General features: G+C 43.9%; 17 protein-coding genes. 11 read left to right on the plus strand and 6 right to left on the minus strand.

Annotated elements, in window-relative coordinates; genetic code table 11:
* Positions 1 to 919: 919 nt before the first annotated feature.
* Entirely contained in the window at positions 920 to 3,493 is a 2,574-nt protein-coding gene (locus tag QVP90_RS06135) for a beta-N-acetylglucosaminidase domain-containing protein (RefSeq protein ID WP_021935932.1), read from the plus strand.
* A gap of 115 nt (positions 3,494 to 3,608) precedes the next feature.
* Here the strand turns inward: QVP90_RS06135 and QVP90_RS06140 are convergent, their stop codons facing one another.
* The gene (locus QVP90_RS06140) at positions 3,609 to 4,382 is read right to left on the minus strand and encodes a class I SAM-dependent methyltransferase (protein ID WP_005926318.1); all 774 of its coding nucleotides are present in this window, start codon (positions 4,380 to 4,382) and stop codon (positions 3,609 to 3,611) included.
* A 615-nt stretch (positions 4,383 to 4,997) separates the two neighbouring features.
* Here QVP90_RS06140 and QVP90_RS06145 point away from each other — a divergent pair.
* The 3 genes from QVP90_RS06145 (at position 4,998) to QVP90_RS06155 (ending at position 7,771) form a co-directional block, all read left to right on the plus strand.
* On the plus strand, positions 4,998 to 5,930 hold the full coding sequence (locus tag QVP90_RS06145; protein WP_021935933.1) for a lysophospholipid acyltransferase family protein: 933 nt from the start codon (positions 4,998 to 5,000) through the stop codon (positions 5,928 to 5,930).
* A gap of 5 nt (positions 5,931 to 5,935) precedes the next feature.
* Entirely contained in the window at positions 5,936 to 7,297 is a 1,362-nt protein-coding gene (locus QVP90_RS06150; RefSeq protein ID WP_005926328.1) for an MATE family efflux transporter, read from the plus strand.
* Between the two features lie 234 nt (positions 7,298 to 7,531).
* Complete coding sequence (locus QVP90_RS06155; protein ID WP_005926331.1) at positions 7,532 to 7,771, plus strand: hypothetical protein; 240 nt, start codon at positions 7,532 to 7,534, stop codon at positions 7,769 to 7,771.
* A gap of 125 nt (positions 7,772 to 7,896) precedes the next feature.
* Here the strand turns inward: QVP90_RS06155 and QVP90_RS06160 are convergent, their stop codons facing one another.
* Positions 7,897 to 8,799 carry a mechanosensitive ion channel family protein gene (locus tag QVP90_RS06160; RefSeq protein WP_021935934.1) on the minus strand — a complete coding sequence of 301 codons (903 nt, stop codon included), beginning with the start codon at positions 8,797 to 8,799 and terminating at the stop codon, positions 7,897 to 7,899.
* A gap of 232 nt (positions 8,800 to 9,031) precedes the next feature.
* Between QVP90_RS06160 and QVP90_RS06165 the strand changes: the two genes are divergently transcribed.
* From QVP90_RS06165 to QVP90_RS06175, 3 genes are read left to right on the plus strand one after another with little or no spacing between them, the layout of a single operon-like run.
* Positions 9,032 to 11,305 carry a TonB-dependent receptor gene (locus tag QVP90_RS06165; RefSeq protein WP_021935935.1) on the plus strand — a complete coding sequence of 758 codons (2,274 nt, stop codon included), beginning with the start codon at positions 9,032 to 9,034 and terminating at the stop codon, positions 11,303 to 11,305.
* Between the two features lie 11 nt (positions 11,306 to 11,316).
* A complete protein-coding gene (gene pnuC, locus QVP90_RS06170; RefSeq protein WP_021935936.1) occupies positions 11,317 to 11,910 on the plus strand; it encodes a nicotinamide riboside transporter PnuC in 594 nt (197 codons plus the stop codon).
* Between the two features lie 30 nt (positions 11,911 to 11,940).
* Complete coding sequence (locus tag QVP90_RS06175) at positions 11,941 to 12,555, plus strand: thiamine diphosphokinase (RefSeq protein WP_021935937.1); 615 nt, start codon at positions 11,941 to 11,943, stop codon at positions 12,553 to 12,555.
* Between the two features lie 350 nt (positions 12,556 to 12,905).
* On the opposite strand, the gene thrC is transcribed toward QVP90_RS06175, so the two are convergent.
* The 3 genes from thrC to thrA form a co-directional block, all read right to left on the minus strand.
* Positions 12,906 to 14,207, minus strand: coding sequence for a threonine synthase (gene thrC / locus QVP90_RS06180; RefSeq protein WP_021935938.1), 1,302 nt, complete (start codon positions 14,205 to 14,207; stop codon positions 12,906 to 12,908).
* A gap of 126 nt (positions 14,208 to 14,333) precedes the next feature.
* Entirely contained in the window at positions 14,334 to 15,545 is a 1,212-nt protein-coding gene (locus QVP90_RS06185; protein WP_005926348.1) for a cofactor-independent phosphoglycerate mutase, read from the minus strand.
* Between the two features lie 163 nt (positions 15,546 to 15,708).
* Positions 15,709 to 18,144 (minus strand): bifunctional aspartate kinase/homoserine dehydrogenase I, encoded by a 2,436-nt coding sequence (gene thrA, locus QVP90_RS06190; RefSeq protein ID WP_007478827.1) that lies wholly within the window; start codon positions 18,142 to 18,144, stop codon positions 15,709 to 15,711.
* A 397-nt stretch (positions 18,145 to 18,541) separates the two neighbouring features.
* On the opposite strand from thrA, the gene QVP90_RS06195 reads away from it, so the two are divergent.
* From QVP90_RS06195 to QVP90_RS06210, 4 genes are all read left to right on the plus strand, one after another.
* On the plus strand, positions 18,542 to 19,579 hold the full coding sequence (locus QVP90_RS06195) for an asparaginase (RefSeq protein ID WP_005926352.1): 1,038 nt from the start codon (positions 18,542 to 18,544) through the stop codon (positions 19,577 to 19,579).
* Between the two features lie 123 nt (positions 19,580 to 19,702).
* Complete coding sequence (radA, locus tag QVP90_RS06200) at positions 19,703 to 21,070, plus strand: DNA repair protein RadA (protein ID WP_021935939.1); 1,368 nt, start codon at positions 19,703 to 19,705, stop codon at positions 21,068 to 21,070.
* A 7-nt stretch (positions 21,071 to 21,077) separates the two neighbouring features.
* On the plus strand, positions 21,078 to 22,697 hold the full coding sequence (locus tag QVP90_RS06205; RefSeq protein ID WP_005926356.1) for an NAD(P)/FAD-dependent oxidoreductase: 1,620 nt from the start codon (positions 21,078 to 21,080) through the stop codon (positions 22,695 to 22,697).
* 6 nt (positions 22,698 to 22,703) lie between these two features.
* Positions 22,704 to 23,297 (plus strand): response regulator transcription factor, encoded by a 594-nt coding sequence (locus QVP90_RS06210; protein ID WP_005926358.1) that lies wholly within the window; start codon positions 22,704 to 22,706, stop codon positions 23,295 to 23,297.
* Here QVP90_RS06210 and QVP90_RS06215 read toward each other — a convergent pair.
* Positions 23,294 to 24,061 (minus strand): phosphatase PAP2 family protein, encoded by a 768-nt coding sequence (locus tag QVP90_RS06215; RefSeq protein ID WP_005926360.1) that lies wholly within the window; start codon positions 24,059 to 24,061, stop codon positions 23,294 to 23,296. The two genes, QVP90_RS06210 and QVP90_RS06215, sit on opposite strands and share 4 nt — an antisense overlap.
* Positions 24,062 to 24,436: the final 375 nt, after the last annotated feature.

Below are 24,436 nucleotides of genomic sequence, written 5' to 3' on the forward strand. Positions count from 1 at the left end.
GTCAAGCTTATATAGGACAAAGTAATATAATCTGTAAAGTTTTTCTAGGACAAGTGAATTTTAGGTGCAAGGTGCAAGCATATATATATGTATATATAGCTTGCACCTAAGTTGAAATATTAATAATCAAAGACTTGCGTATTTTAAAAAGAATGTATACTTTTGAACCCAAGATATAAGCAGACAGGCACTGGACAGAAGTGGACAGTTTTTTAGGACTAAAACGTGACAGGTACAAAGCTTATAACTCCAAAGATATTGATTTATAGGAGAATATACCGCAGGGTTCATGAACCAAGCGGATCACTGAAATAAAATTAAGCCTCTGAATTTCAGGGGCTTTTTTCTTACCCTACGGCTTTACTCCCCCATTCCGGATTCTCGTCTTCTCTCCATAATACAAAAACGTTCTGTTTCGATTTCAGATTAAAGTACAGTCAAAGAAAAAGTATAAAAAGAAAGTTTTTTATATTGAAAATACAAGACACGCGAAGATCCACACAATCAACTAATTATCAATAAATTACAAAAACCTCCATTTCCTCTACGAGAATCGACTCGATTCTCGTAGACAAACACATCGATTCTCGTAGAGTTCCGAGTCGTTTCTCGTAGAGGAGTGAACTAAATATCCATAAGATACAACAACCAATACAAGCAAGAAAAACATATCCGACCGGAATTTGTAATAAAAACAACTCAGATTTTGATTTAAGACAACTTTTAATAGAGTGAAAATCCGATATATTTGCACATCATCTGCTAATCATAGCATAAATTAAGTGCAAATACTAAAAAAACAAAATTATTATCATATCCCGGAACGCTCAATTGTATTATAATTAAGAGACTTTCAGTTATCCACAGAAAGTCAACGGCAATAAAGCTCAAACGAAATTTGATTTTAAATATATACTACATGAAAATGGTAAATCACAAAAACACACTGTATGCAGGAATTGCATGTATATTGATGTGCGGTAATCTATCGGCGCAAGAGACTAATTTCGATCTGTCTTCCCAACGTTCAGAAAAACAAGATGTTTTGGCAGTGCCCGGGGAAAAAGTAGACCACCGGGGAATAATCATTAATCCTACTCCCCAAAAGCTGGTATTTAACGGAAATAGTAAATTGAATATTTCCCAAGGATTCATATTGAAAGACAAACAGAAAAAATTCACAAAAGATCTGGAGTTTGTTACGCTTAATAAGAAAGGTATAAAGTTATCTATTGATTTTGGAAAGAAAGTAGCGGCAACACAAAATGTAAAAGAAGTATCGGGAGCTTATGCCTTAACTATCAGCTCTAAAGGTATCTCCATTATCGGTTATGATGAAAGAGGTGCATTTTATGGTATTCAAACCTTACGGCAATTAGCAGAAAGCCCGGCAACCGTAAACGGACAATTGCCCTACCTGGAAATCAACGATTATCCGGACTTGCCTAATCGTGGAGTAGTAGAAGGATTTTATGGCACTCCATGGTCACACGAAGTACGGATGTCTTTAATAGACTTCTACGGAAAATTCAAGATGAACACTTATCTGTACGGTCCAAAAGACGATCCTTATCACAGTTGCCCTAACTGGCGTCTCCCCTATCCGGAGAAAGAAGCCAAAAACATCCGGCAATTGATTGAGGCCTGTAACCGGAACCGCGTAGATTTCGTGTGGGCCATTCACCCGGGACAGGATATCAAATGGAATGAAGAAGATTATAACAACTTAATCAACAAATTCAATGGGATGTACGATCTCGGCGTACACCACTTTGCTATTTTTTTCGATGACATCTCAGGGGAAGGAACTAACCCGTTGAAACAGACTGAACTATTAAATAGGTTGACTGATGATTTTGTGAAGGTAAAAGGTGATATCACTCCACTCACGGTATGCCCGACTGATTATTCCAAACTTTGGGCAAATCCGACTCCGGAAGGAAGTCTTGCCATTTACGGTAAAACATTGTATCCGGAAATAAAAGTATTCTGGACAGGCGATGTAGTCTGTAGCGACCTGACAAAAGAGACATTGGAATTTGTAAACTCACGAATCAAGCGCCCGGCATATTTCTGGTGGAACTATCCGGTGACAGATTATGTGCGCAATATTCTTCTGCAAGGTCCGGTTTATGGCCTAAACACCTCATTAACAGAAAAAGATGTTTGCGGAGTCATCAGTAACCCAATGGAACATGGCGAGGCTTCCAAACTGGCACTATATGGTGTAGCTGACTACACTTGGAATATGGCAGCCTACAATGCAATCGACAACTGGGAAAGAGGGTTGAGCGAACTAATACCGCAAGCAAGAGAGGACTACCGGAGATTTGCCATCCACTCAAGTGATACGGAAACCGGTTATCGCCGTGACGAATCTTGGGAAACAAAAACATTCCGACTTACTGATTGGACGGAGGAAACCGCACAAGCCCTGGAAGAAGAATTCAAGAAGATAGAAAATGTACCCGCCAATCTGGAAAAAGGATGTACCAACAAGAATTTACTGAAAGAATTGCGTCCGTGGTTGACAGAATTCGGCAAATTGGGAACGAGAGGAAAGCGGGCTATAGAACTTGCACGTATCTATCGTTCCAAGCAGGATGACGCACTCTTCTGGAGTAAATTCGTACAAAACCTAATGACGAAAGAGGAACGTAAGAACTACGACGCTCATAAGTCAGGCACTATGAAGCTACAACCTTTTTACGAAAATACGATGGACGATATGGCACATGGATTCCTGAAAAAACTGAGCGGTGAGATTCCGATGGATTACAAAGGTATCGGTTCGTTCGCAAATTCCGGTACAATCCAGACCAAATTGATGCTTGACAGAGACACCACTACTTATTATACTTCCGGTATGGCTCAAAAAGCCGGAGACTGGATTGGTGTCGATTTAAGAACCATCCGTGATGTATCTGAGATATCCATTCTCCAAGGAAGAAATTCAGTGGATGATGTCGATTATTTCGACCACGCCATATTAGAATATTCAGAAGACGGAAAGATTTGGAAGCCTTTGACAGAAGAGTTAAAACAACAATACATTATCCAATGGCAAGGAGAAGCTGTAAAAGCCCGTTATGTCCGGTTGAGAAGATTGGATTCCAAACGCACAAACTATGCTTCCATCCGCTCGTTTGAGGTAAATCCACTTCACATAGAGGATTTAAGATTCAAGTTGCAAACAGAAAATCCAGAACAGGCACTTTATGCATTTGATAAGAACTTAGGTACATCATTCAAATCCAAGGACCAAGATTGCCTGGAATTCGAAGTAGCAAAAGGCACGAAAGCATATACTCTGCTAATGAACGAACTTCCGATGCCACTGAAATGTAAACAGTTTGATATAAAAGGAAAACTCGTGTCAGAAACATCAATCGACTCTCCTTATGCCAAGATTGAGTTATCCGGCAAAGATGTAGCAAAAATCAGCATAGAGGGAGCGACAGAAATATTCGAGATTATTGCCGAATCAGAATAATTAAAATAGAAAAAACAATAGAAGATAATCAAAAAGGGGATGTTTAAAAACTCCCCTTTTAACACACCTTCTTCCTCTAAGAAATCAATTTTAAATACTTCTCCATCAGTATTGGCTATATCTTCTTCCCAATGTAAAACACATACCCATAAAACTCCTTGTATTTATAATACAATTGAGTTTCATACCGCTGATTAGCAATAAAATCTTCAGCAACCTTATTACCGGCGTATCTCCTTAAGAATATTTCTTGTGCTTCCACTTGAGGAGCATAAAAATGTTCTATCCAGCAGTTTTCCGGTAAAATAAAACTGGCAACAGGAACATAACCGGCTTTTTGCATCTGACCGGCCTTATTGGGAATAGTATCAATCTCGGGATAGGCATCCATCCAAAAGTCGTTAATTTCCGCAGGACGCCAGTCGGTAAACCATGAAACTTCCGAAACAGCTACGTAACCACCTTTCTTCAAATATTCCCGCCATTCATTCAGTCCACGCTGAAAACCGATATTGTAGATTGCCCCTTCCGACCAGATTAAATCCAACGTCTCTTTTTCAAATGGCAGATCGTCCATTGACCCGACAATACCTTTTATCCGATTTTGCAAATGATGCAACCCTGCATTGCGATTCAAAATATCAATAAAATCGGGAAACAAATCCAGACCAAAAATCTCTCCCGGAACATGCTCACCCAACAGGATGGTTTGCCAGCCGGTACCACAGCCAAGATCGGCAATACGAGAATGCTCATTCAGATTATCAATAAAGCTAAGAGCCTTGAGAGTCACCTCCCGGCTACCGGGTCCCTGCCGTTCGACACTGGCAAAATATTCACAGATTAAATTAAAGTCGAATTCGTGAATTGATTTATTTTCGTTACTCATGATGTTTTAATTTTATAATTAAAAAAATAAAGGACAATACCCACGTAGGGTTATTGCTGATTAATTGATATATAAATATGAAAATAACTCTGACAAGAACATGCCTGAGTCAAATAACGGATAACCTTAAGCAGAAAGCACAAAGGTTATTTACTTCACGGAATCCTTCTTAAATTTAAACATCCAAACTTTTTTAACTGTCACAAAGATAAGAACCTTTTTTATTCCGGCAAAATCTAACGATAAAAGTAGAAAAATTTAGTTCCTTTAAAAAAGACATTCCGGAATTTGGTTGTCACGAAAACAATGCCCAACTTTGCACCGCAAAAATAAAGACAGACATATAATTCCTCATCGGAGGGCATTATCACAATAGTCATAGTGCCGGATAAGATGAATGGTGGAAAATCATTCGTCTTATCCGGCATCATTTTTTTAGAATAAGACAGAACGGTATAGAGTAAACTGAAAATTAAATATTTAAAGAGATGAAAAAGGTAACCAGTAACAGTACAACACCTGCGAAGCCAAGCTTTGCCTTTGTAAAAGCAATGACTATCAAGTTCATTCCAAGCTTCTATACGTCCTCATGTATAACGATCTAAATAATGTGCTATGACTATCCTATACTTTATCGCATACTCCGTTTGCTACATGGTATCCCTACTGCCCTTCTGGGTATTATACCGGATATCAGACCTGTTTTATGTTCTGCTTTATCACATTATTAAATATAAAAGAAAAGTAGTCCGTAACAACCTCCGCATCTCTTTTCCCCAAAAAGGAGAAAATGAGATTCTCGCCATAGAAAAGAAATTCTATGCCTTTTTGTGTGACCAGTTCATCGAAACGATCAAGCTATGCTCCATCACAGAGAAAGGAATAAACAAACGTATGGCTTTTGAAGGATTGCCCGAAATGGTAAGTGAATTAGAAAATGAAAACAAAAATTTCGCTTTCCTCTACATGGGACATTACGGCAATTGGGAATGGCTGTCACTGTTAGCCACTAAAGTACAAGAACATAACTCAAAAATGGTCAATGGCTATATCTATTATCCGTTAAAGAATAAGATTTTTGACAGAATCCTTTTGAAACTACGAAATCGGTTAGGTGGAAAAAGCATCGCTATAAAAGATACGATCCGCCGGATCATCGAGTTGGAAGAGAATTCCCGGAAGGCAATAATCGCCTTTGTATCCGACCAGGCACCCCTGTGGAGTGGAAAATATCATTGGAGCTATTTCTTCCAATGGGAAACACCGGTATTCACCGGTGCCGAGCAGATGGGTAAACATGTGGATGCACTCATCTTTTACGCAGAGATGGAACGTACCCGGAGAGGATACTACCGATGCACAATCAGCCGTATGGTAAATGATATACAACAACATGCCGATTATGAAGTCACCGACTTATTCATGCGCAAATTGGAATGTACTATCAATAAAGCTCCCTCCTACTGGTTGTGGACACACGACAGATGGATACGGACACGGGAAGAGATCATAGTTTGGTATAGACAATTCACACATAAGAAAGAGTAAGATTGATGAAAGAGTTAAATCTGACACAAGGAAGCGTTCCAAAGGTATTGCTGCAATTTGCAGTACCTTTCTTAGTAGCCAATATCCTCCAGGCACTCTATGGAGGAGCAGACCTTTTTGTTGTAGGACAATATGACGATTCGGCAGGAGTAGCAGCCGTAGCGATCGGCAGCCAGGTGATGCAAACCATTACAGGTATCATCCTCGGCATCACAACAGGTACTACCGTACTGATTGCCATAGCAACCGGTGCCAAAGATAACCGGAAAGTGGCTTCAACCATCGGATCCTCCATCTGGCTGTTTTCAATTACCGGTATCATACTGACCCTGCTCATGATACTTCTTCACAGTCAGATAGCAGAATGGATGCATACCCCGACAGAAGCGATGTCCGACACTAAAAGTTATATCTTAGTGTGCTCCACCGGAATACTGTTCATTATAGGATACAATGTGGTATGCGGTATCCTGCGTGGATTGGGCGATTCAAAAACGCCCCTTTACTTCATAGCGTTAGCATGTATCATCAACATCGTTCTCGATTTTATATTAGTCGGGTATTTCCATCTCGGAGCCACCGGAGCAGCAATTGCCACCGTGACGGCACAAGGGGTCAGTTTTGCCACCGCACTCTGTTTCCTTCACCGGAAAGGTTTCCATTTCGAATTTACACGCCGCGACATCCGATTGAACGGTGTCCTATCCAAACGAATCCTGGCGTTAGGTGCCCCTATTGCATTACAAGATGCACTGATCAATGTCTCCTTTCTGATAATCACTGTTATTGTGAACCAGATGGGAGTCATCGCATCAGCTTCTTTGGGTGTTGTCGAGAAAATTATTGTTTTTGCCATGTTGCCCCCAATGGCCATATCCTCTGCCGTAGCCACAATGACGGCACAAAATTATGGTGCCGGACTCATACGGAGAATGAACCAATGCCTTCTTTCCGGCATCGGGCTCGCTCTCATTTTCGGAGTTACGGTCTGCCTGTACTCGCAATTCTTGCCGGAAACACTTACGGCCTTTTTCTCCAAAGACCCTGCGGTAATATCGATGGCAGCAGAATATTTGAAAGGATACAGCATCGACTGTGTCATCGTCAGCTTTGTGTTCTGTATCAATTCTTATTTCAGCGGGCAAGGCAACTCACTGTTTCCAATGATACACAGTTTGATAGCGACTTTCCTGTTTCGTATTCCGCTTTCATACTGGTTCAGCCAAATAGACAGTTCCTCACTGTTTATCATGGGATTTGCACCCCCGCTCTCAACAATCGTATCACTCCTGATATGTATATGGTATTTGAGATACACAAAAGATAAAAGATCAACAACTCATCCTTGTTATTCACAACCCAGTTAACCGGGTTGTGAATAACAAACAAGAAAACCAACAAACAGACAGAATATCAATAAATTATCCTGTTGATAACTTTGTTTAAAGAGAGACTTTATCTTGTAATGATTAAGTAAACCGATCGTTACGAAGTCATAAATGATTTTACAAAAAGTCCGTATATACCCAAAAGCTCCGGAAACTGAACTTTCTCCATACCCGGTATGTTATAATAGCATAAACAATAAAAACATTGAGGTTATGGAAAAATATCTAATTCACAGTAATGAGCTGCATCTGATTGATAAAGCTAAAATCCATCAAGCAGTAGAAAAGATGGTAGAGTCTCTTGATATGGCAGCCGGGTCTACCTCTTGTTTCGACCTCTACAAAGTGGTGGAGACTTATTTTACAGACTTGGAAAAAAGAAAAAAGATGAACCAACTTCTGGGCATAACAGATGCGACAGAAGAGATAGAAGAAGAGTTCGGCGTGTGCTAACGTCCTAAAACAGAAAATATAAGTTGTCATAAAGAAGGGCTCCCCCCCTTATTTATTTTCAAAAAGATGGAGCCACGGAGGTTATAGCACCTGCCGTGGCTCCGTCTTTTATATATACAACAAATTTAATTTCCCTGATGAACCGTAAGTTGCGGGAACGGGAAGTTGATACCTTTTTCGTTGAAAGTATTATAAATAGCCTTATTCGTATCAAAATAAACACCCCAGTAATCCCCGGTCTTTACCCATACGCGAACAATCACGTTCACACTGCTTGCATCCAATGCATGAAGGGCAATAAAAGGCTCCGGAGTATTCAATACCCGGCTATCGGCTGCCAAGACTTCACGTATCACACGTTCCACTTTGTCATAATCCTCACCGTAATCCACACTGAATACCCATTCCACACGGCGGGTTTCCTGCGTATTATAATTCGTCACCACACCACTGCTCAATGAACCGTTCGGTACATAAACCAGTTTGTTATCTCCCGTAGTCAGAATAGTATGGAATATTTGTATCTCCCTCACAGTACCCGAGAAACTCTGGCTTTCAATCCAATCACCCACCTTATAGGGTTTAAACAACAAGATGACCAACCCTCCTGCAAAGTTCTGAAGATTACCCGACAAAGCCATACCGATGGCCACACCGGCAGATGCCAACAATGCAGCAAATGAAGTAGTCTCTACTCCCAATGCACCGACAACCGAAATAATCAGAAGAACTGTCAGCAGAATATTGACAAGGCTTTTGACAAATGTCTTGATACTTATATCCACATGTCGCTTATCCATCATCCGGGCGGTCAGCTTGTTCAACATCGAAACAAGGAAACGACCTACTATGAAAACAAGTATCGCCTTTAAGATACTTGCACCGGCATGCACACCGGCATCGAGCAATTGTTGGGTGATAAGAGACAACTTATCAAGACCATCCGCATTCGCAATAGCCTGATCCAAATTGTCGGCTGCAACCTGTAAAGAGTCGGCAACAGCCTGAGTAACTTGTAATAGTAGCATAATTTAGTTTATTATTTTAAGTAAATAAATCGTGATTTTAATTCAATATTAACAAGTTGCAAAGTTACTTTGTTCCAAGCAAATATAAAAGTTTTTTTGCTTTCTTCGTCCGAAAGCACTAATTTTGCCGGCGATTTCACGAGATAGGGGGTGCCTTAACATGACGGGCTGAGAACATACCCATAATACCTGAACCGGGTAATGCCGGCGTAGAGAACGAATAAACTGCAAAATGAAAAAGAATTTATCGACTGCCGTCTTCCTGTTGGCAGCCAGCGCAAATGCCTTTGCACAGACCAGTGCCAAAGACAGTTTGAGAGTAGTCAACCTGCAAGAGGTGCAGGTAGTATCCACCCGTGCCACTTCTAAGACTCCGGTGGCATACAGCAACATTTCCCAAAAAGAGATTCAGAAACAGAACTTCGGGCTCGACCTTCCGTTTCTACTGACGGCTACCCCCTCGGTACTCACCACATCAGATGCCGGTAGCGGAGTAGGCTACACCAGCATCCGTGTACGCGGAACAGATGCCACACGCATCAACATTACCGCCAACGGGATCCCGATGAATGATGCCGAGAGTCATTCCATTTTTTGGGTAAACACACCGGACTTGGCTTCCTCACTCGAAGACATGCAAATACAACGTGGAGCAGGAACTTCAACCAACGGTGCAGGAGCTTTCGGCGCCAGCATCAATCTGCGTACAGCCGGTATCCCCTCCAAAGCCTATGCCGAAGTTTCCGGTTCTTACGGTTCATTCAATACACATAAAGAGACCGTGCGTGTCGGTTCGGGATTGTTGGGCAATCATTGGGCTTTCGATGCCCGCATATCGAATATCCAAAGCGACGGATACCGCGACCGCGCCACATCCGACTTAAAATCCTACTTTCTGCAAGGAGGATATTACGGTGAAAACACCACACTGAAATTGATCGCTTTCGGTGGCAAAGAGAAAACCTATCATGCCTGGGACGGTATCAGCCGGGAACAACTGGAAACAGACCGGACGTATAATCCGAATGGAGCCATCAAAGACGATAACCTGAACAAAGGAAACATTATCGGCTTCTATGACGACCAGACTGACAATTACGAGCAGACGAATTATCAATTGATATTCAACCACTTGTTTTCACCGGAATGGCATCTGAACATCGCTTTGCACTACACCGACGGATTCGGATATTATCAAGAATACAAAAACGGACGTACACTGGAAGAGTACGGATTAAAGCCTTTCTATCTTCCGGAAAATACAGAAGCCCAAACCAAAACCAATCTGGTACGTCAGAAACTGGTGGACAGTGGTTTCGGCGGCGGAGTATTCTCGGTCGATTATAAAGATGAAAAATTAAGCGCTTCTTTAGGAGGAGGATTAAATCATTACAGTAATGACCACTACGGTAAGGTAATATGGGTGAAGAACTACACGGAACCATTGAATCCGGACCACGAATACTATCGTAACAATGGCAGCAAAACAGACGGAAACATCTATGCAAAAGCCAATTACCAAATTACAAAAGGGCTGCATGCCTATGCCGACCTGCAATACCGATACATCAGTTACAAGATAGAAGGAGACAATGACAAATGGGATTGGACGGCCGATCCGGGACACCTGCAACGCCTGAACGTAAACGAAGACTTCAGTTTCTTCAACCCAAAAGCCGGTTTGTTCTGGCAATTCAACCCGAACCACAGCGCCTATGCTTCCTTTGCGGTCGCGCAGAAAGAACCCACCCGCAACAACTATACCGACGGGCTCTTCGACGAGCTTCCCCGTCCGGAGAAAATGCTGGATTACGAACTGGGATATACTTTCCGCAACAGCCGTTTCACTGCCGGCGTAAATCTCTATTATATGGATTATACCGACCAACTGGTGCTGAACGGAAAAGTAAACGACATCGGAGAGGCAATGGCGGAAAACGTAAAAGACAGTTACCGTATGGGTATAGAACTCTCTTTGGGCGCCCGCATCACAGACTGGTTACGCTGGGATCTCAACGGAACATGGAGCAAGAACCGGATCAAGAATTATACCGGCTATATGAGCGACTATAACCAGAACTGGAAAGAACTCTATACACAAACGGCCATCTATGCCGGCGACACTCCGATCTCCTTTTCCCCGTCGTTCATGGGGAACAGCCTGATCAGTTTCAACTACAAAGGCTTTGATGCATCTTTGCAATCACAGTATGTCAGCCGCCAGTATCTCGATAACTTCGGTATAGACGAGAATTCTCTCGATCCCTATTTTGTAAACCATCTCAGTCTGGCGTATAGCTTTAAACTGCCATCCGTGAAACAGATCACCGTAGGTGCCACAATCTATAACCTCTTCAACACCCGATATGAGACGAACGGTTATTCGCAAAATGCCGCCGTCTACGAAGGAGGCGACAAGAATCAGAAAGCGGTCATCTCTTACGACCCTCGTTTCTATCCAATGGCGGGAACCAATGTATTGGCGCACATAACCGTCAGATTCTAAAACCTCCCGGTATGGCAATGAATTATCTTGAAATCATCGGTACCATTATCGGACTGCTCTATCTGTGGTTGGAATACCGGGCAAGCATTTATTTATGGATAGCGGGCATCATTATGCCTGCCATCTATATCTTTGTGTATTATAAAGCCGGATTATATGCCGATTTCGGCATCAACATCTACTACCTGCTGGCCGCCGTCTACGGGTGGATAATCTGGAAATACGGCAACAAGAAACAGGAAAAAGCAGAATTGCCGATCACCCGTATCCCATTGAAATATCTTCCGCCATTAACAGCCGTATTCATAATCGCCCTTTTGGGCATTGTCTGGATACTGATAAACTTTACCGACAGCACTGTTCCCTGGCTCGACTCTTTCACCACAGCATTGAGCATTGTCGGCATGTGGATGCTCGCCCGTAAATATGTAGAACAGTGGTGGGCATGGATACTGGTAGATATCGTTTGCTGCGGGCTCTATATCTATAAGGAATTGTATTTCACTTCCGGACTTTACGGACTTTATTCGATTATAGCTATCTTTGGCTACTTGAAATGGAAAAAAATGATGCACGGACAATCATCGCCGACAGAGCCATGTTAAATGTGCATCCGGTATTTCCGCAACCAATCAATGAATATGACAACAGAAGCAGTAATTCTTGGTAATGGCGACTATCCCTCGCATCCCTATCCTCTGAACGTATTGCGGCAAGCTCCCTACGTAGTATGCTGTGACGGTGCAGCCGATGAATACATCCGTCACGGCTTTCTCCCGGATGCAATCATCGGAGACGGTGATTCGCTCTCATCCGAAAACCGGGACAAGCTTGCGCCAATCTTTCATCAGATAAAAGACCAGGAAACGAACGACCAGACCAAAGCCGTCCGCTTTCTGAAAGCGCAGGGAAAACGGAAAATAACCATCATCGGCGGCACAGGCAAACGGGAAGATCATACATTGGGGAATATCAGCCTACTGATGGATTACATGCAGGAAGGACTGCAAGTACGAATGATAACGGATTACGGCATATTCATCCCATCTTGTGATACACAAAGATTCGACTCCCGCCCCGGACAACAAGTTTCTATTTTCAACTTCGGCGCTACCGGATTACAAGGGGAAGGATTGGCCTATCCGCTAAGCGATTTCAACAATTGGTGGCAAGGGACGTTGAACGAGGCAACAGGAGAGGAATTCTGCATTCATGCCACAGGCAAATACCTCGTATTTATTAATTTCTGAATTCCAAAATAAGAAAAGAACTTCAACAGGGACATATCCGTTTTTATGAACCGTCCTAAATCCTCCTAAGAACGGTGCTTGGGTGTGCCAAGCACGGTGCATATGAAGGGTATGAACGGTCTTGCAGGAACATAGGCATCCTGCTTACGATTATCAACCTGCCGATTGTTTTTTTTCCAATGGAGCTTCACCCTGTATCGCCCATGAATAAAGGGATTCTTCCAAAAAGGTGAAGAGGATGAAAGGGGTAAAAACAAACGGAATAACAGCAGTTTTACAAAATAAAAAAAGATGTAGCACCTTCTGAGGAAAAATACTACATCTTTGAGAAATAATTCCGGTACCGGATATCAAAGAGAAAGCAGGTATTTCTTAAAATCCGCAAACTCTTTTGTCATCGGCAGACTCTTTTTTTCGCCTTTCATAAATGCCTGCAATTTTGCAGGAATCTCTACTTTATCGCCAATAATACCTTCTACCGTATCGAGGAACTTGGCCGGATGAGCTGTTTCAAGAAATACACCGGTTTCTCCGGGCTGCAATCCCTCTTCAAGCGCCCGATAACCGCAAGCGCCATGCGGATCGAGCAGGTAATGCGTATCTTCGTAGGTCTTCTTCACCGTTTCGCGTATCTGTTCGTCGGTATAAGCAGCTCCTGTTATCCCGGCCGAGATAGCAGCATGCGAAGCTCCATAAAGATCGAGCACACGGGCAAAGTTACTCGGATCGCCCACATCCATGGCATTGGCAATCGTAGCAACGGACGGACGCGGGTTATACTGTCCGGTCTGCAAATACTGATAAAAGATATCGTTCTTATTATTGGCAGCGATAAAACGCTTTACGGGCAATCCCATCTTCTTGCCGAACAGTCCGGCAGTGATATTACCGAAGTTTCCACTGGGAACACAAATAACGGCATTGTCAGCTTTTCCGGCCTTCTTCAACTGGGCATAAGCATAGAAGTAATAAAATGCCTGTGGCAGGAAACGGGCTACATTAATGGAATTGGCACTGGTAAGTTGCAGGTGTTCATTCAATTCTTTATCCATAAAAGCAGATTTCACAAGCGCCTGGCAATCATCAAAAGTACCCTCTACTTCAAGAGCGGTGATATTCCGTCCCAACGTAGTAAATTGCTTTTCCTGTATTTCGCTCACCTTGCCTTTGGGGTAAAGTACATACACATGAATTCCCTCTACACCGAGAAAACCATTCGCTACGGCACTACCGGTATCGCCGGAAGTGGCCACAAGCACATTTACCTGTCGCTTGCCCTCCTTACGGATAAAGTAACCCAACAGACGTGCCATAAAACGGCCGCCTACATCCTTAAACGCGAGTGTAGGGCCATGAAACAGTTCAAGAGAGTAAATACGATCCTTCACATGCACCAATGGCACATCAAAATTCAACGTATCATAAACAATCTGTTTCAAGGTTTCTGCCGGGACATCTTCGCCAAAGAAAGCATCAGCCACACGATAAGCAATCTCCTGAAAAGAAAGCGTCTCGATCGTATCATAAAATTCCTGTGGCAACGGTTTGATCGTTTCGGGCATGAAAAGCCCCTTATCGGCAGCAAGGCCCTTCACTACGGCTTCTTCAAGTGTAGCGACAGGCGCCTGACGGTTAGTGCTGTAATATTTCATAATTTAAACAATGTGCTCAAATGCCAATACATGAATCAGCAGGGCACTCTTTTTTAATTAATTGATTAATCCTCTTATTTACCAACGGATACACCCGTACATTCGGCAAAGTATCGCATCGGCACGTTACTCATTCATAAATGTCTTTATGAATTCATCTTCTTTCATCAGCCCGTAGACGCCATTGCAAGCGGCTACCTCATCATACGTCTGCACCTCGTCCGGTTCGATGCCCGGATACCAGATAAGAAACGGAATCGGTTCATTGGTATGTGTACGAAGTTCACAAGGAGTAGGATGGTCGGGAAGCACGGCAATGGCTACCGGTTCGTCCCAGTCCTTTACCGCCTCATAAATCGGCCCTACGGCACGTTTATCCAGATTCTCTATCGTAAGAAGTTTCAAAGGGATATCTCCTTCGTGTCCGGCCTCATCGCTCGCTTCGATATGCAGATAAACAAAATCATCGGTTTTCAATGCTTCCAATGCGGCAGCCACTTTATTTTCATAATTGGTATCATATAGCCCTGTCGCCCCCTCTACTGCAATCCGGCGCAACCCGGCATAGTAACCGATACCGTTTATCAGATCGACGGCAGAGATAACAGCCCCCTTTTTTACTTGCGGGAAAGTATCAGAAAAGGTTTCCATCTGCGGACGATATCCCGGACTCCAAGGCCAGATGCTATTGGCGGGGTCCTTACCTTCGGCTATACGCTTCAAGTTCAACGGATGATTCTTCAGTAAATCCTGTGATCTTAAAATCAGGTCATTGATAAGAGCAGCTGTCTCTTCCGCCTCCGGAACCAATGGTTTTACCATCAACGGCCGGAAAGGTTTCAATGGGACATCATGGGGAGGAGTGCAATCCAATTGCTTGTTTCCTCCTTTGATAACCAGCAGATGCCGGTATTGAACACCGGTGTGGAAACGTACCCGGTCAGAGCCCAAATGCTCCTGCAAATATTGAATCAGGACATCAGCCTCTTCAGTTGAAATATGCCCGGCAGAATGATTCTTTATATGATCTCCCTCCATACAAATAATATTGCAACGCATCGCCATCTCTCCCGGTTGCAAGTCTACCCCGATGCTTGCCGCTTCGAGCGGGCCACGCCCTTCGTACACTTTCGGAAGATCGTATCCGAGTACTGACATGTTTGCCACCTCACTACCGGGATGAAAACCAACAGCAACTGTCTTCAGCCTGCCATTACGCCCCATGCGGGCCAATTTATCCATATAAGGCGTTTTCGCATATTGCAGGAGCGTCTTGTCCCCCAATGATTTTACCGGCCAATCGGCCATTCCATCACCTAATATAATAATATGCTTCATAATAGTTGAAAGTTGAGAGTTGAAAGTTGAAAGTTCTATTCAGTTGAAAGCTTTATTTAGTTGAGAGTTGAAAGTTGAGAGTTATAAGCTAAAACCAGAAAGAGCAAGTATAGCCACCACTGCGCAGCAACTTTCAACTTTCAACTCTCAACTTTCAACTAAATCAAACGTTTGCTATACTCATTATGTCCGCAAAGACCCCGGCAGCAGTTACACCCGCTCCGGCACCGTATCCCTGAATCATCATCGGATATTCTTTGTAACGTTCTGTTGTCAAAAGGATAATATTATTACTTCCCTCCAAACCGTAGAACGGATGATTGGCCCCTACCTCCTGCAGGCCGACAGAGGCTTTCCCGTTTTCCAGTTTGGCAACAAAACGCCAATGCTTATTCTCCTTTTCCAATATCTGCCGACGGGCTTCGAAGTCCGCATCCAGACTCGGTACGCGTTTCCAAAAATCATCCAGCGAGCCCTCAAAGAAGTCATTCGGCACAAAAAGATTCTTTTCCACATCTTCCTGCTCCAAAGTATATCCCGCTTCACGTGCCAGAATAACAAGTTTACGGATTACATCTTTCCCGCTCAGGTCGATACGCGGATCAGGCTCGGAATACCGTTCCTCCTGCGCCATCTTTATCGTGCGGCTAAACGGAATATCGGCACTGATTTTGTTAAAGATATAATTCAATGTACCGCTTAAGACAGCCTCTATTTTCAGAATCTTATCACCACTATGAATCAAATCATTTATGGTATTGATAATAGGAAGTCCCGCTCCCACATTCGTTTCAAACAAGTATTTTACACCCCGTTGACGGGCTATCTGCTTCAGTTCACGATAATTTTCATACTTGGAAGAAGCAGCTATCTTATTGGCAGCCACCACGGACACATTGTGCAGCAACAGATCTTTATAAAGAGAAGCCACCCCCTCGCTCGCCGTACAATCCACAAAAACGGAATTAAAGATATTCATGCCGATAATCTCGTCACGCAATGATTCGAGAGTACTCTCTGTTCCTTTTTCTTCCAGTTCCTGACGATAGTTTGCCAAGTCGAAACCGTCACGGCTGAACATGGCTTTCGTAGCATCGGCAATACCCACCACATGAAGTTTCAATCCGTTTTCCACTTTCAGTTTCTCTTGCTGACAACGAATCTGTTCGATCAGGCTACCTCCTACCGTACCGATACCGCAAATAAAGAGATTCAATACTTGATACTCCGACAGGAAGAAGGAATCGTGAATAACGTTCAACGACTTGCGCAGTGATTTGGAATCGACAACAAACGAAATATTCGTTTCCGATGCTCCCTGTGCACAAGCTATTACATTTATACCGTTACGCCCTAACGTACCGAACAGTTTACCGGCTATTCCCGGGGTATGCTTCATATTCTCACCGACAATAGCTACGGTAGCCAAGTTCTTCTCCGCTTGAATAGGAGAAATCTCACCCATCTCTATCTCTTTCACAAACTCCTCGTTCAGCACCTCGCAAGCCAAATCGGCGTCGGCATTACGCACACCGATAGAAGTACTGTTTTCCGAAGAAGCCTGCGACACAAGAAATACACTGATACCATTCTTTGCCAAAGCTTTGAAGATGCGGTAGTTTACACCGATCACCCCCACCATTCCAAGCCCCTGAACGGTAATCAGGCTGGTGTCATTGATGGAAGAGATACCTTTAATGGCTTTCGTACGCGGATCGGACACTTCTTGCTTGATCACCGTTCCCGTACCTTCCGGATTGAAAGTATTCTTTATTAATATAGGTATATTCTTGTGGCAAACCGGATAGATGGTAGGTGGATAAACTACTTTGGCGCCGAAATTACAGAGTTCGGTTGCCTCCACATAACTCAGTTCGTTGATGGTATAAGCAGTAGAAATAACCCGTGGATCAGCAGTCATAAAGCCATCCACATCAGTCCATATCTCCAGGCTGGCAGCATCGAGGGCTGCAGCAATCACAGCCGCCGTATAATCCGAGCCGCCACGACCAAGATTCGTAACGTCTCCTGTCAGCTTATCCGATGAAATGAATCCCGGCACCAACGATACTTTCGGAATCTCCCGGAATGCCTCTTTCACCAACCGGTGGGTCAGTTCCGTGTCGAGAGTATGTTTGGAATGTTTCCGTTCCGTCTTTATAAAAGTACGCGAATCAAACCATTGAGCTCCTTCAATCAACTCAGCCACAATAATGGAAGACAGCCGTTCACCATAGCTCACAATGGTATCCGATGTTTTCGGGGAAAGGTCTTTAATCAGATAAATTCCCTGGAAGATGTCTTTCAACTCATTAAGCAGTTCCCCTACCCGACGCTGCAAAGAAGCTTGTCTTTCACCCGCCGGGATCACCTCTTTGATCATCTCTACATGACGATAAACAATCTCACGGAATTCTCCCTCATAAGCCGCATCGCCTATGGCAGCCATCTTCGAGGTGTTAATCAACTTATCGGTAATGCCGCCTAATGCGGAAACGACTACAATAACCGGTTCACCGGCCGACTCTACTATTCTCTTTACGCTTAAAATGCTGTTCACGGAACCTACGGATGTTCCGCCGAATTTCATTACTTTCATGCAGATACTTTATATTTAGCAATGCTCCCTTTCACGGAAAGCAATGGTTTATTTACAACTAAAATAATTAAAATTGAATTTGCTTACTTCCTGCAAGCGTGATTCACGTAGAAACACAAATACTATCCCTCAACCCCTAAGGGTCATGGTGCACATGGATGTGACTGTATGCGGATAGTACTTCATCATAGTCATTGTTTCTCGTTACTGTTTGATAAGATGTCGCAAAAGTAACAATAAAAACGTTCAATCTATCACTTTTTACGATTATTTTCTAATAAAAAGATTTTCAGTTATCCGAACCCGTCGAGAATCAGCCATCAGTTTTCTGACATTTTGTTAGAATATATAAGATATATAATTATCTTTGCAGTAGATAATCGCACAAGAAACGCTTATGACTCCTTCAAATACTTCCGTATTGCTAATTTACACCGGTGGTACGATTGGAATGATAGAAAATACAGAAACCGGAGCGCTTGAAAACTTCAACTTCGAGCAGTTGCAAAAACATGTCCCCGAATTACGGAAATCTAACTGCACGATCGACTCTTATCAGTTTGATCCTCCCATGGACTCATCAGACATGGAACCGGAGGCATGGCGCAAACTGGTAAAGATCATTTGTGATAATTACGACAGGTTCAACGGCTTTGTTATCCTTCACGGTACGGACACAATGGCATATACCGCCTCGGCACTGAGCTTTATGCTTGAAGGACTGGACAAACCGGTCATCCTCACCGGCTCGCAACTCCCCATCGGTGTGCTGCGCACAGACGGCAAAGAAAACCTGATGACAAGCATTGAGATAGCATCCGCCCAGGATGCCGACGGAAAACCGCTCGTACCCGAAGTATGCATCTTTTTCGAAAACCATCTGATGCGTGGCAATCGGACCACCAAAATGAATGCAGAAAACTTCAACGCTTTTCGCTCTTTCAACTATCCTGTGCTGGCGGAAGCAGGCATACACATCAAATATAACCATTCGCTGATTCATCACACCCGTGAAAAACAGGAATTAAAACCTCACTACCTGTTGGATACCAATATAGCCGTATTGAAACTCTTTCCCGGTATACACGAAAATGTAGTGGCAGCTACACTCTCCATAGACGGATTGCGTGCGGTGGTGCTGGAAACCTACGGTTCGGGCAATGCCCCCCGTAAACAATGGTTTCTTCGCCTGCTGCGCGAAGCAAGCGCACGGGGCATCGTGATCGTCAATGTCACCCAATGTAGCGCCGGAACAGTGGAAATGGAACGGTACGAAACCGGCTATCACTTATTACAATCCGGCATTGTCAGCGGATATGACAGTACGACGGAATCAGCAGTCACCAAATTAATGTTCCTGTTGGGACACGGCTACACCCCTGAAGAAATCCGCGAAAGGATGAGTCGTCCGATAGCCGGAGAAATCACTTTATAATCCGATAAGATTGTACAGATCGGCACAGATTATGCTTTTTAAGAAAATAATCTGTGCCGATCTGTATAATCTGTGCTGTAATATCCTTATTTTTGCCCATCTTATAAAAGAAGAACAAAGAGAATGGCAAAAGAGAAGACCGTATATGTGTGCAGTAACTGCGGACAAGAATCCCCAAAATGGGTAGGAAAGTGTCCGTCGTGTGGCGAATGGAATACGTATGTAGAAGAAATAATACGTAAAGAACCTGCCAACCGGAGACCGGTATCAGACATTGAAACGGCTAAAGCCAAACCGGTCACTTTAAGTGAAATAGAAGCGGATGACGAGCCGCGCATCGACATGCACGACGAAGAGTTGAACCGGGTGTTGGGCGGTGGGCTTGTGCCGGGCTCTTTGGTCCTGATAGGCGGCGAACCGGGCATCGGAAAATCGACCCTTGTACTCCAAACCGTACTACGTATGCCCGAAAGACGAGTTCTGTATATTTCCGGTGAAGAAAGTGCCCGGCAATTAAAGTTACGCGCCGACCGCCTGACAAGTGCATCCAGCGATTGCCTTATCGTTTGCGAAACTTCTCTGGAACAGATTTATGTTCATATCAAAAATACCCGTCCCGATTTAGTCATCATCGATTCCATACAAACCATTTCTACGGAAAACATCGAATCGTCTCCCGGTAGCATCGCCCAAGTGCGTGAGTGCTCGGCCTCCATCCTCCGCTTCGCCAAAGAGACACATACCCCGGTATTACTGATCGGACATATAAACAAAGAAGGCAGTATCGCCGGTCCTAAAGTACTGGAACACATCGTAGACACCGTGCTCCAGTTTGAAGGTGACCAGCATTACATGTACCGCATCCTGCGAAGCATCAAGAACCGTTTTGGAAGTACTGCCGAATTGGGTATTTACGAAATGCGCCAAGACGGACTCCGACAGGTCAGTAACCCGTCGGAACTATTGCTTTCACAAGATCACGAAGGCATGAGTGGCGTAGCCATTGCATCTGCCATCGAAGGGGTACGTCCGTTTCTCATCGAAACCCAGGCACTGGTAAGTTCTGCCGTATACGGCAATCCGCAACGCTCGGCCACAGGTTTCGATATCCGACGGATGAACATGTTGCTAGCAGTACTCGAAAAGCGGGTAGGGTTCAAATTAGCACAGAAAGATGTATTTCTCAATATAGCCGGAGGGTTGAAAGTCAATGATCCGGCCATCGACCTCGCCGTAATCAGCGCCATCCTCTCATCTAATATGGATGCCGCTATCGAGCCGGAAGTTTGCATGGCAGGAGAAATCGGCTTATCCGGAGAAATACGCCCGGTGAACAGAATCGAACAACGCATCGGGGAAGCCGAAAAGTTGGGCTTCAAACGTTTCCTATTGCCCAAATATAATTTGCAGGGAATCGAAACAAAGAAATTAAAAATAGAGTTAGTGCCGGTACGAAAGGTGGAAGAAGCGTTCCGCGCACTATTCGGATAATCATATTATGACAGAAGAGTATCAACTGAGAGTATTGCCGGAAATTGCCGCCAGCGAGCAACGATTGAAAGAATACTTATCAAAGGAAAAAGGTCTTACCTTACAGAGCATTACCGCAACGCGTATTCTGAAACGAAGTATCGATGCGCGGCAGCGTACTGTCTTCATTAATCTGAAAGTACGGGTGTACATCAATGAAATACCGACAGACAACGGGTATGAAGAGACCATATATAATAATGTGGAAGGTAAACCGCAAGTGATTGTAGTAGGTGCGGGTCCCGGAGGATTATTTGCCGCCTTGAAATTGATAGAATTAGGGTTTCGCCCTGTCATCGTAGAACGCGGTAAAAATGTACGTGAACGCAAAAAAGACCTTGCACAGATCAGCAGGGAACATACCGTCGACCCGGAATCGAATTACAGCTTCGGCGAAGGCGGTGCAGGCGCTTATTCAGACGGTAAGCTCTATACCCGAAGTAAAAAACGCGGCAATGTAGACAAAATCTTAAATGTATTCTGCCAGCATGGAGCATCTGAGGCCATTCTTGCCGATGCCCACCCGCATATCGGTACGGATAAATTGCCACGGGTAATCGAGAACATGCGGAATACCATTATCGATTGTGGTGGAGAAGTTCATTTTCGTACCCGGATGGATGCCCTGATTATCGAAAATGAAGAAGTCAAAGGAATCGAAACCAATACGGGACGGACATTCCTTGGCCCCGTGATACTGGCAACAGGACATTCGGCACGGGATGTATATCGCTGGTTAGCAGCAAACAACGTAACGATCGAAGCAAAAGGAATTGCCGTTGGCGTTCGTCTGGAACATCCGGCCGAATGGATAGACCAGATACAATACCATTCCAAAAACGGTCGGGGAAAATACCTGCCGGCTGCCGAATATAGTTTTGTCACTCAAGTAGAGGGCCGTGGCGTATACAGTTTCTGCATGTGCCCCGGAGGATTCATCGTTCCTGCTGCCAGTGGACCGGAACAAGTGGTAGTCAACGGAATGTCTCCCTCCAATCGCGGATCACGATGGAGCAACTCGGGGATGGTAGTAGAAATACAACCGGAGGACTTACTTTGCGGACAATGGGGAATGAACAACGGACAACAGGCAACATCCTCCAATGACTCCCGCTTTTCCTCTTCCAATTCCCGGCTTTTGCAAGTTATGCATTTCCAAGAAGAACTGGAACGGCAGTGCTGGTTGCAAGGCGGCATGAAACAGACAGCACCGGCGCAACGTATGGCGGACTTTACACGAAAAAAACTCAGTTATGACTTGCCGGAGTCTTCTTATAGTCCGGGATTGGTGTCTTCTCCCCTACACTTCTGGATGCCGGAATTTATCAGCAAACGTCTGTCACAGGCATTTTTACAATTCGGGCGAATGAGCCACGGCTTTTTGACCAATGAGGCGGTTATGATCGGGGTAGAAACCCGGACTTCTTCTCCCGTTCGTATTGTCCGCGACAAGGAGACCCTTCAACATATTACCATACGCGGGCTGTTTCCTTGCGGTGAAGGAGCCGGCTATGCCGGTGGTATCGTTTCGGCCGGGGTGGATGGAGAACGATGTGCCGAAGCAGTAGCAAACTATTTAAATCGATAGCAGATCATGAACCAAAAACCAGAAATTGCCATTATCGAACCGAACACCCTTACTGCTCTCGGTTTGAAAAGCATATTAGAGAAGATCATCCCGATGGCAGTCATTCGTACATTTCACAACTTCGGCGAATTAGTGGATGACACACCCGATATGTACGCCCACTATTTTATAGCTGCTCAGATATATGTAGAGCATAATACTTTCTTCCTGCCCAGAAAGAAAAAGACAATCGTTCTGGCAGGAGAAAGCCAACCGTTCCAGTTATCTGCCGTACGGACACTGAACATTTACCAACCGGAAGAATCATTGGTCAAAGATATTCTGAAACTCCACCAACATGCCCATCACGACGGATATCCGGTGGAAGTCGCACCTCCGGTGCCAACCGTCGAACACGAATTATCCGCACGAGAAATTGAAGTACTTGTCTTGATCACCAAAGGACTCATCAACAAGGAAATAGCCGATAAGTTAAATATCAGCCTGACTACCGTTATCACCCACCGGAAAAACATTACGGAAAAATTAGGCATAAAATCAGTTTCCGGGCTTACCATTTATGCCGTAATGAACGGATACATAGAGGCCGACCGAATTTAAAAACAGACAAAAACCCTTCCACCATATGTTTTTGAAAAGTGATCATAAAAAGGAGAAGCTACCAGATTTACAGTACTCTTCTTATCCAATCCCAATAATTTTCTTTCGTAAGGTAAAAGCCAATACCCAATTCGTGCGCTGAGTATACCTATACCTGCACCGGCCAAAATATCATTGCACCAATGCCGTTCGTTATAGAGCCGTAAAAAAGCAACTCCACAAGCTATAGTATATGCACCTATACCATAAAGCCGAGAAGTATCTTTATATTCCATTCTCACTAACTCGGCTCCCATAAAAACCGTAGCCGTATGTCCTGACGGAAAAGAGTTAAAAGCTGTTCCATCCGGACGTTGTTCATCCACTATCCACTTCACCCCGTTGACCATAATTCCCATAGCAGCATAAGAAGTAGCGGTAATCAGAACACGGTCCACATAACTGTGCCGGGCTTTTGCTCCTAATAAACTCAAGCCGAAATTAGCAATTACCGGTACGTATTGTATATAATCATCTGCATGAAAATAACGTCCGTCACGCCATTCCGCCAATCCATCACGTACTTCTCTATTTAAAGACCTAAACCAGGGAGTGGAAACGCCCACTGCGCCGACAGCGATAAGAGATGCAGGAAGTATTAATTGGGTAGTACGGAAACCATGACTCCGTTTCATGATTTCAAGAGAATCTGCAGAAGCATTTTGTGCCCGGAAATGAAACGGACACAGCAATAATATAAGAAGAAAAAATAATCTGATTTTCATCTTTCATTGTTGTAAATAAGTTGAATACTGAATGTTATCTTAACTGTGCATTTCTGTATCAGAGACGCAACAGGTACACATCCAATTCCAACTTTCACAACAATCCGGGAAGAAAGCAAAAACAAGATCTGCCCCATTGCATTCCTCCGGTCATATAAAAATATTTTGGTCGTTTTTTCTATAAGAGAAATGCAAATGAGTTATTTCTAACTGCGATATGTCACTTAATCTGATTTATACCATAGGCTATATTATTTAAAGGGTGATTAATAAAAAAAGTGTGTTCCCGACAATATCCAGACTATAGTTAGGTACGACCAAGAACCTATGACCGACTGAATATATCGATGGAACACACCCTGTTTCAGGGCGCAT

The organism is Bacteroides sp. CAG:189 (assembly GCF_000432295.1).
GTDB classification, from domain to species: Bacteria; Bacteroidota; Bacteroidia; order Bacteroidales; family Bacteroidaceae; genus Bacteroides; species Bacteroides salyersiae.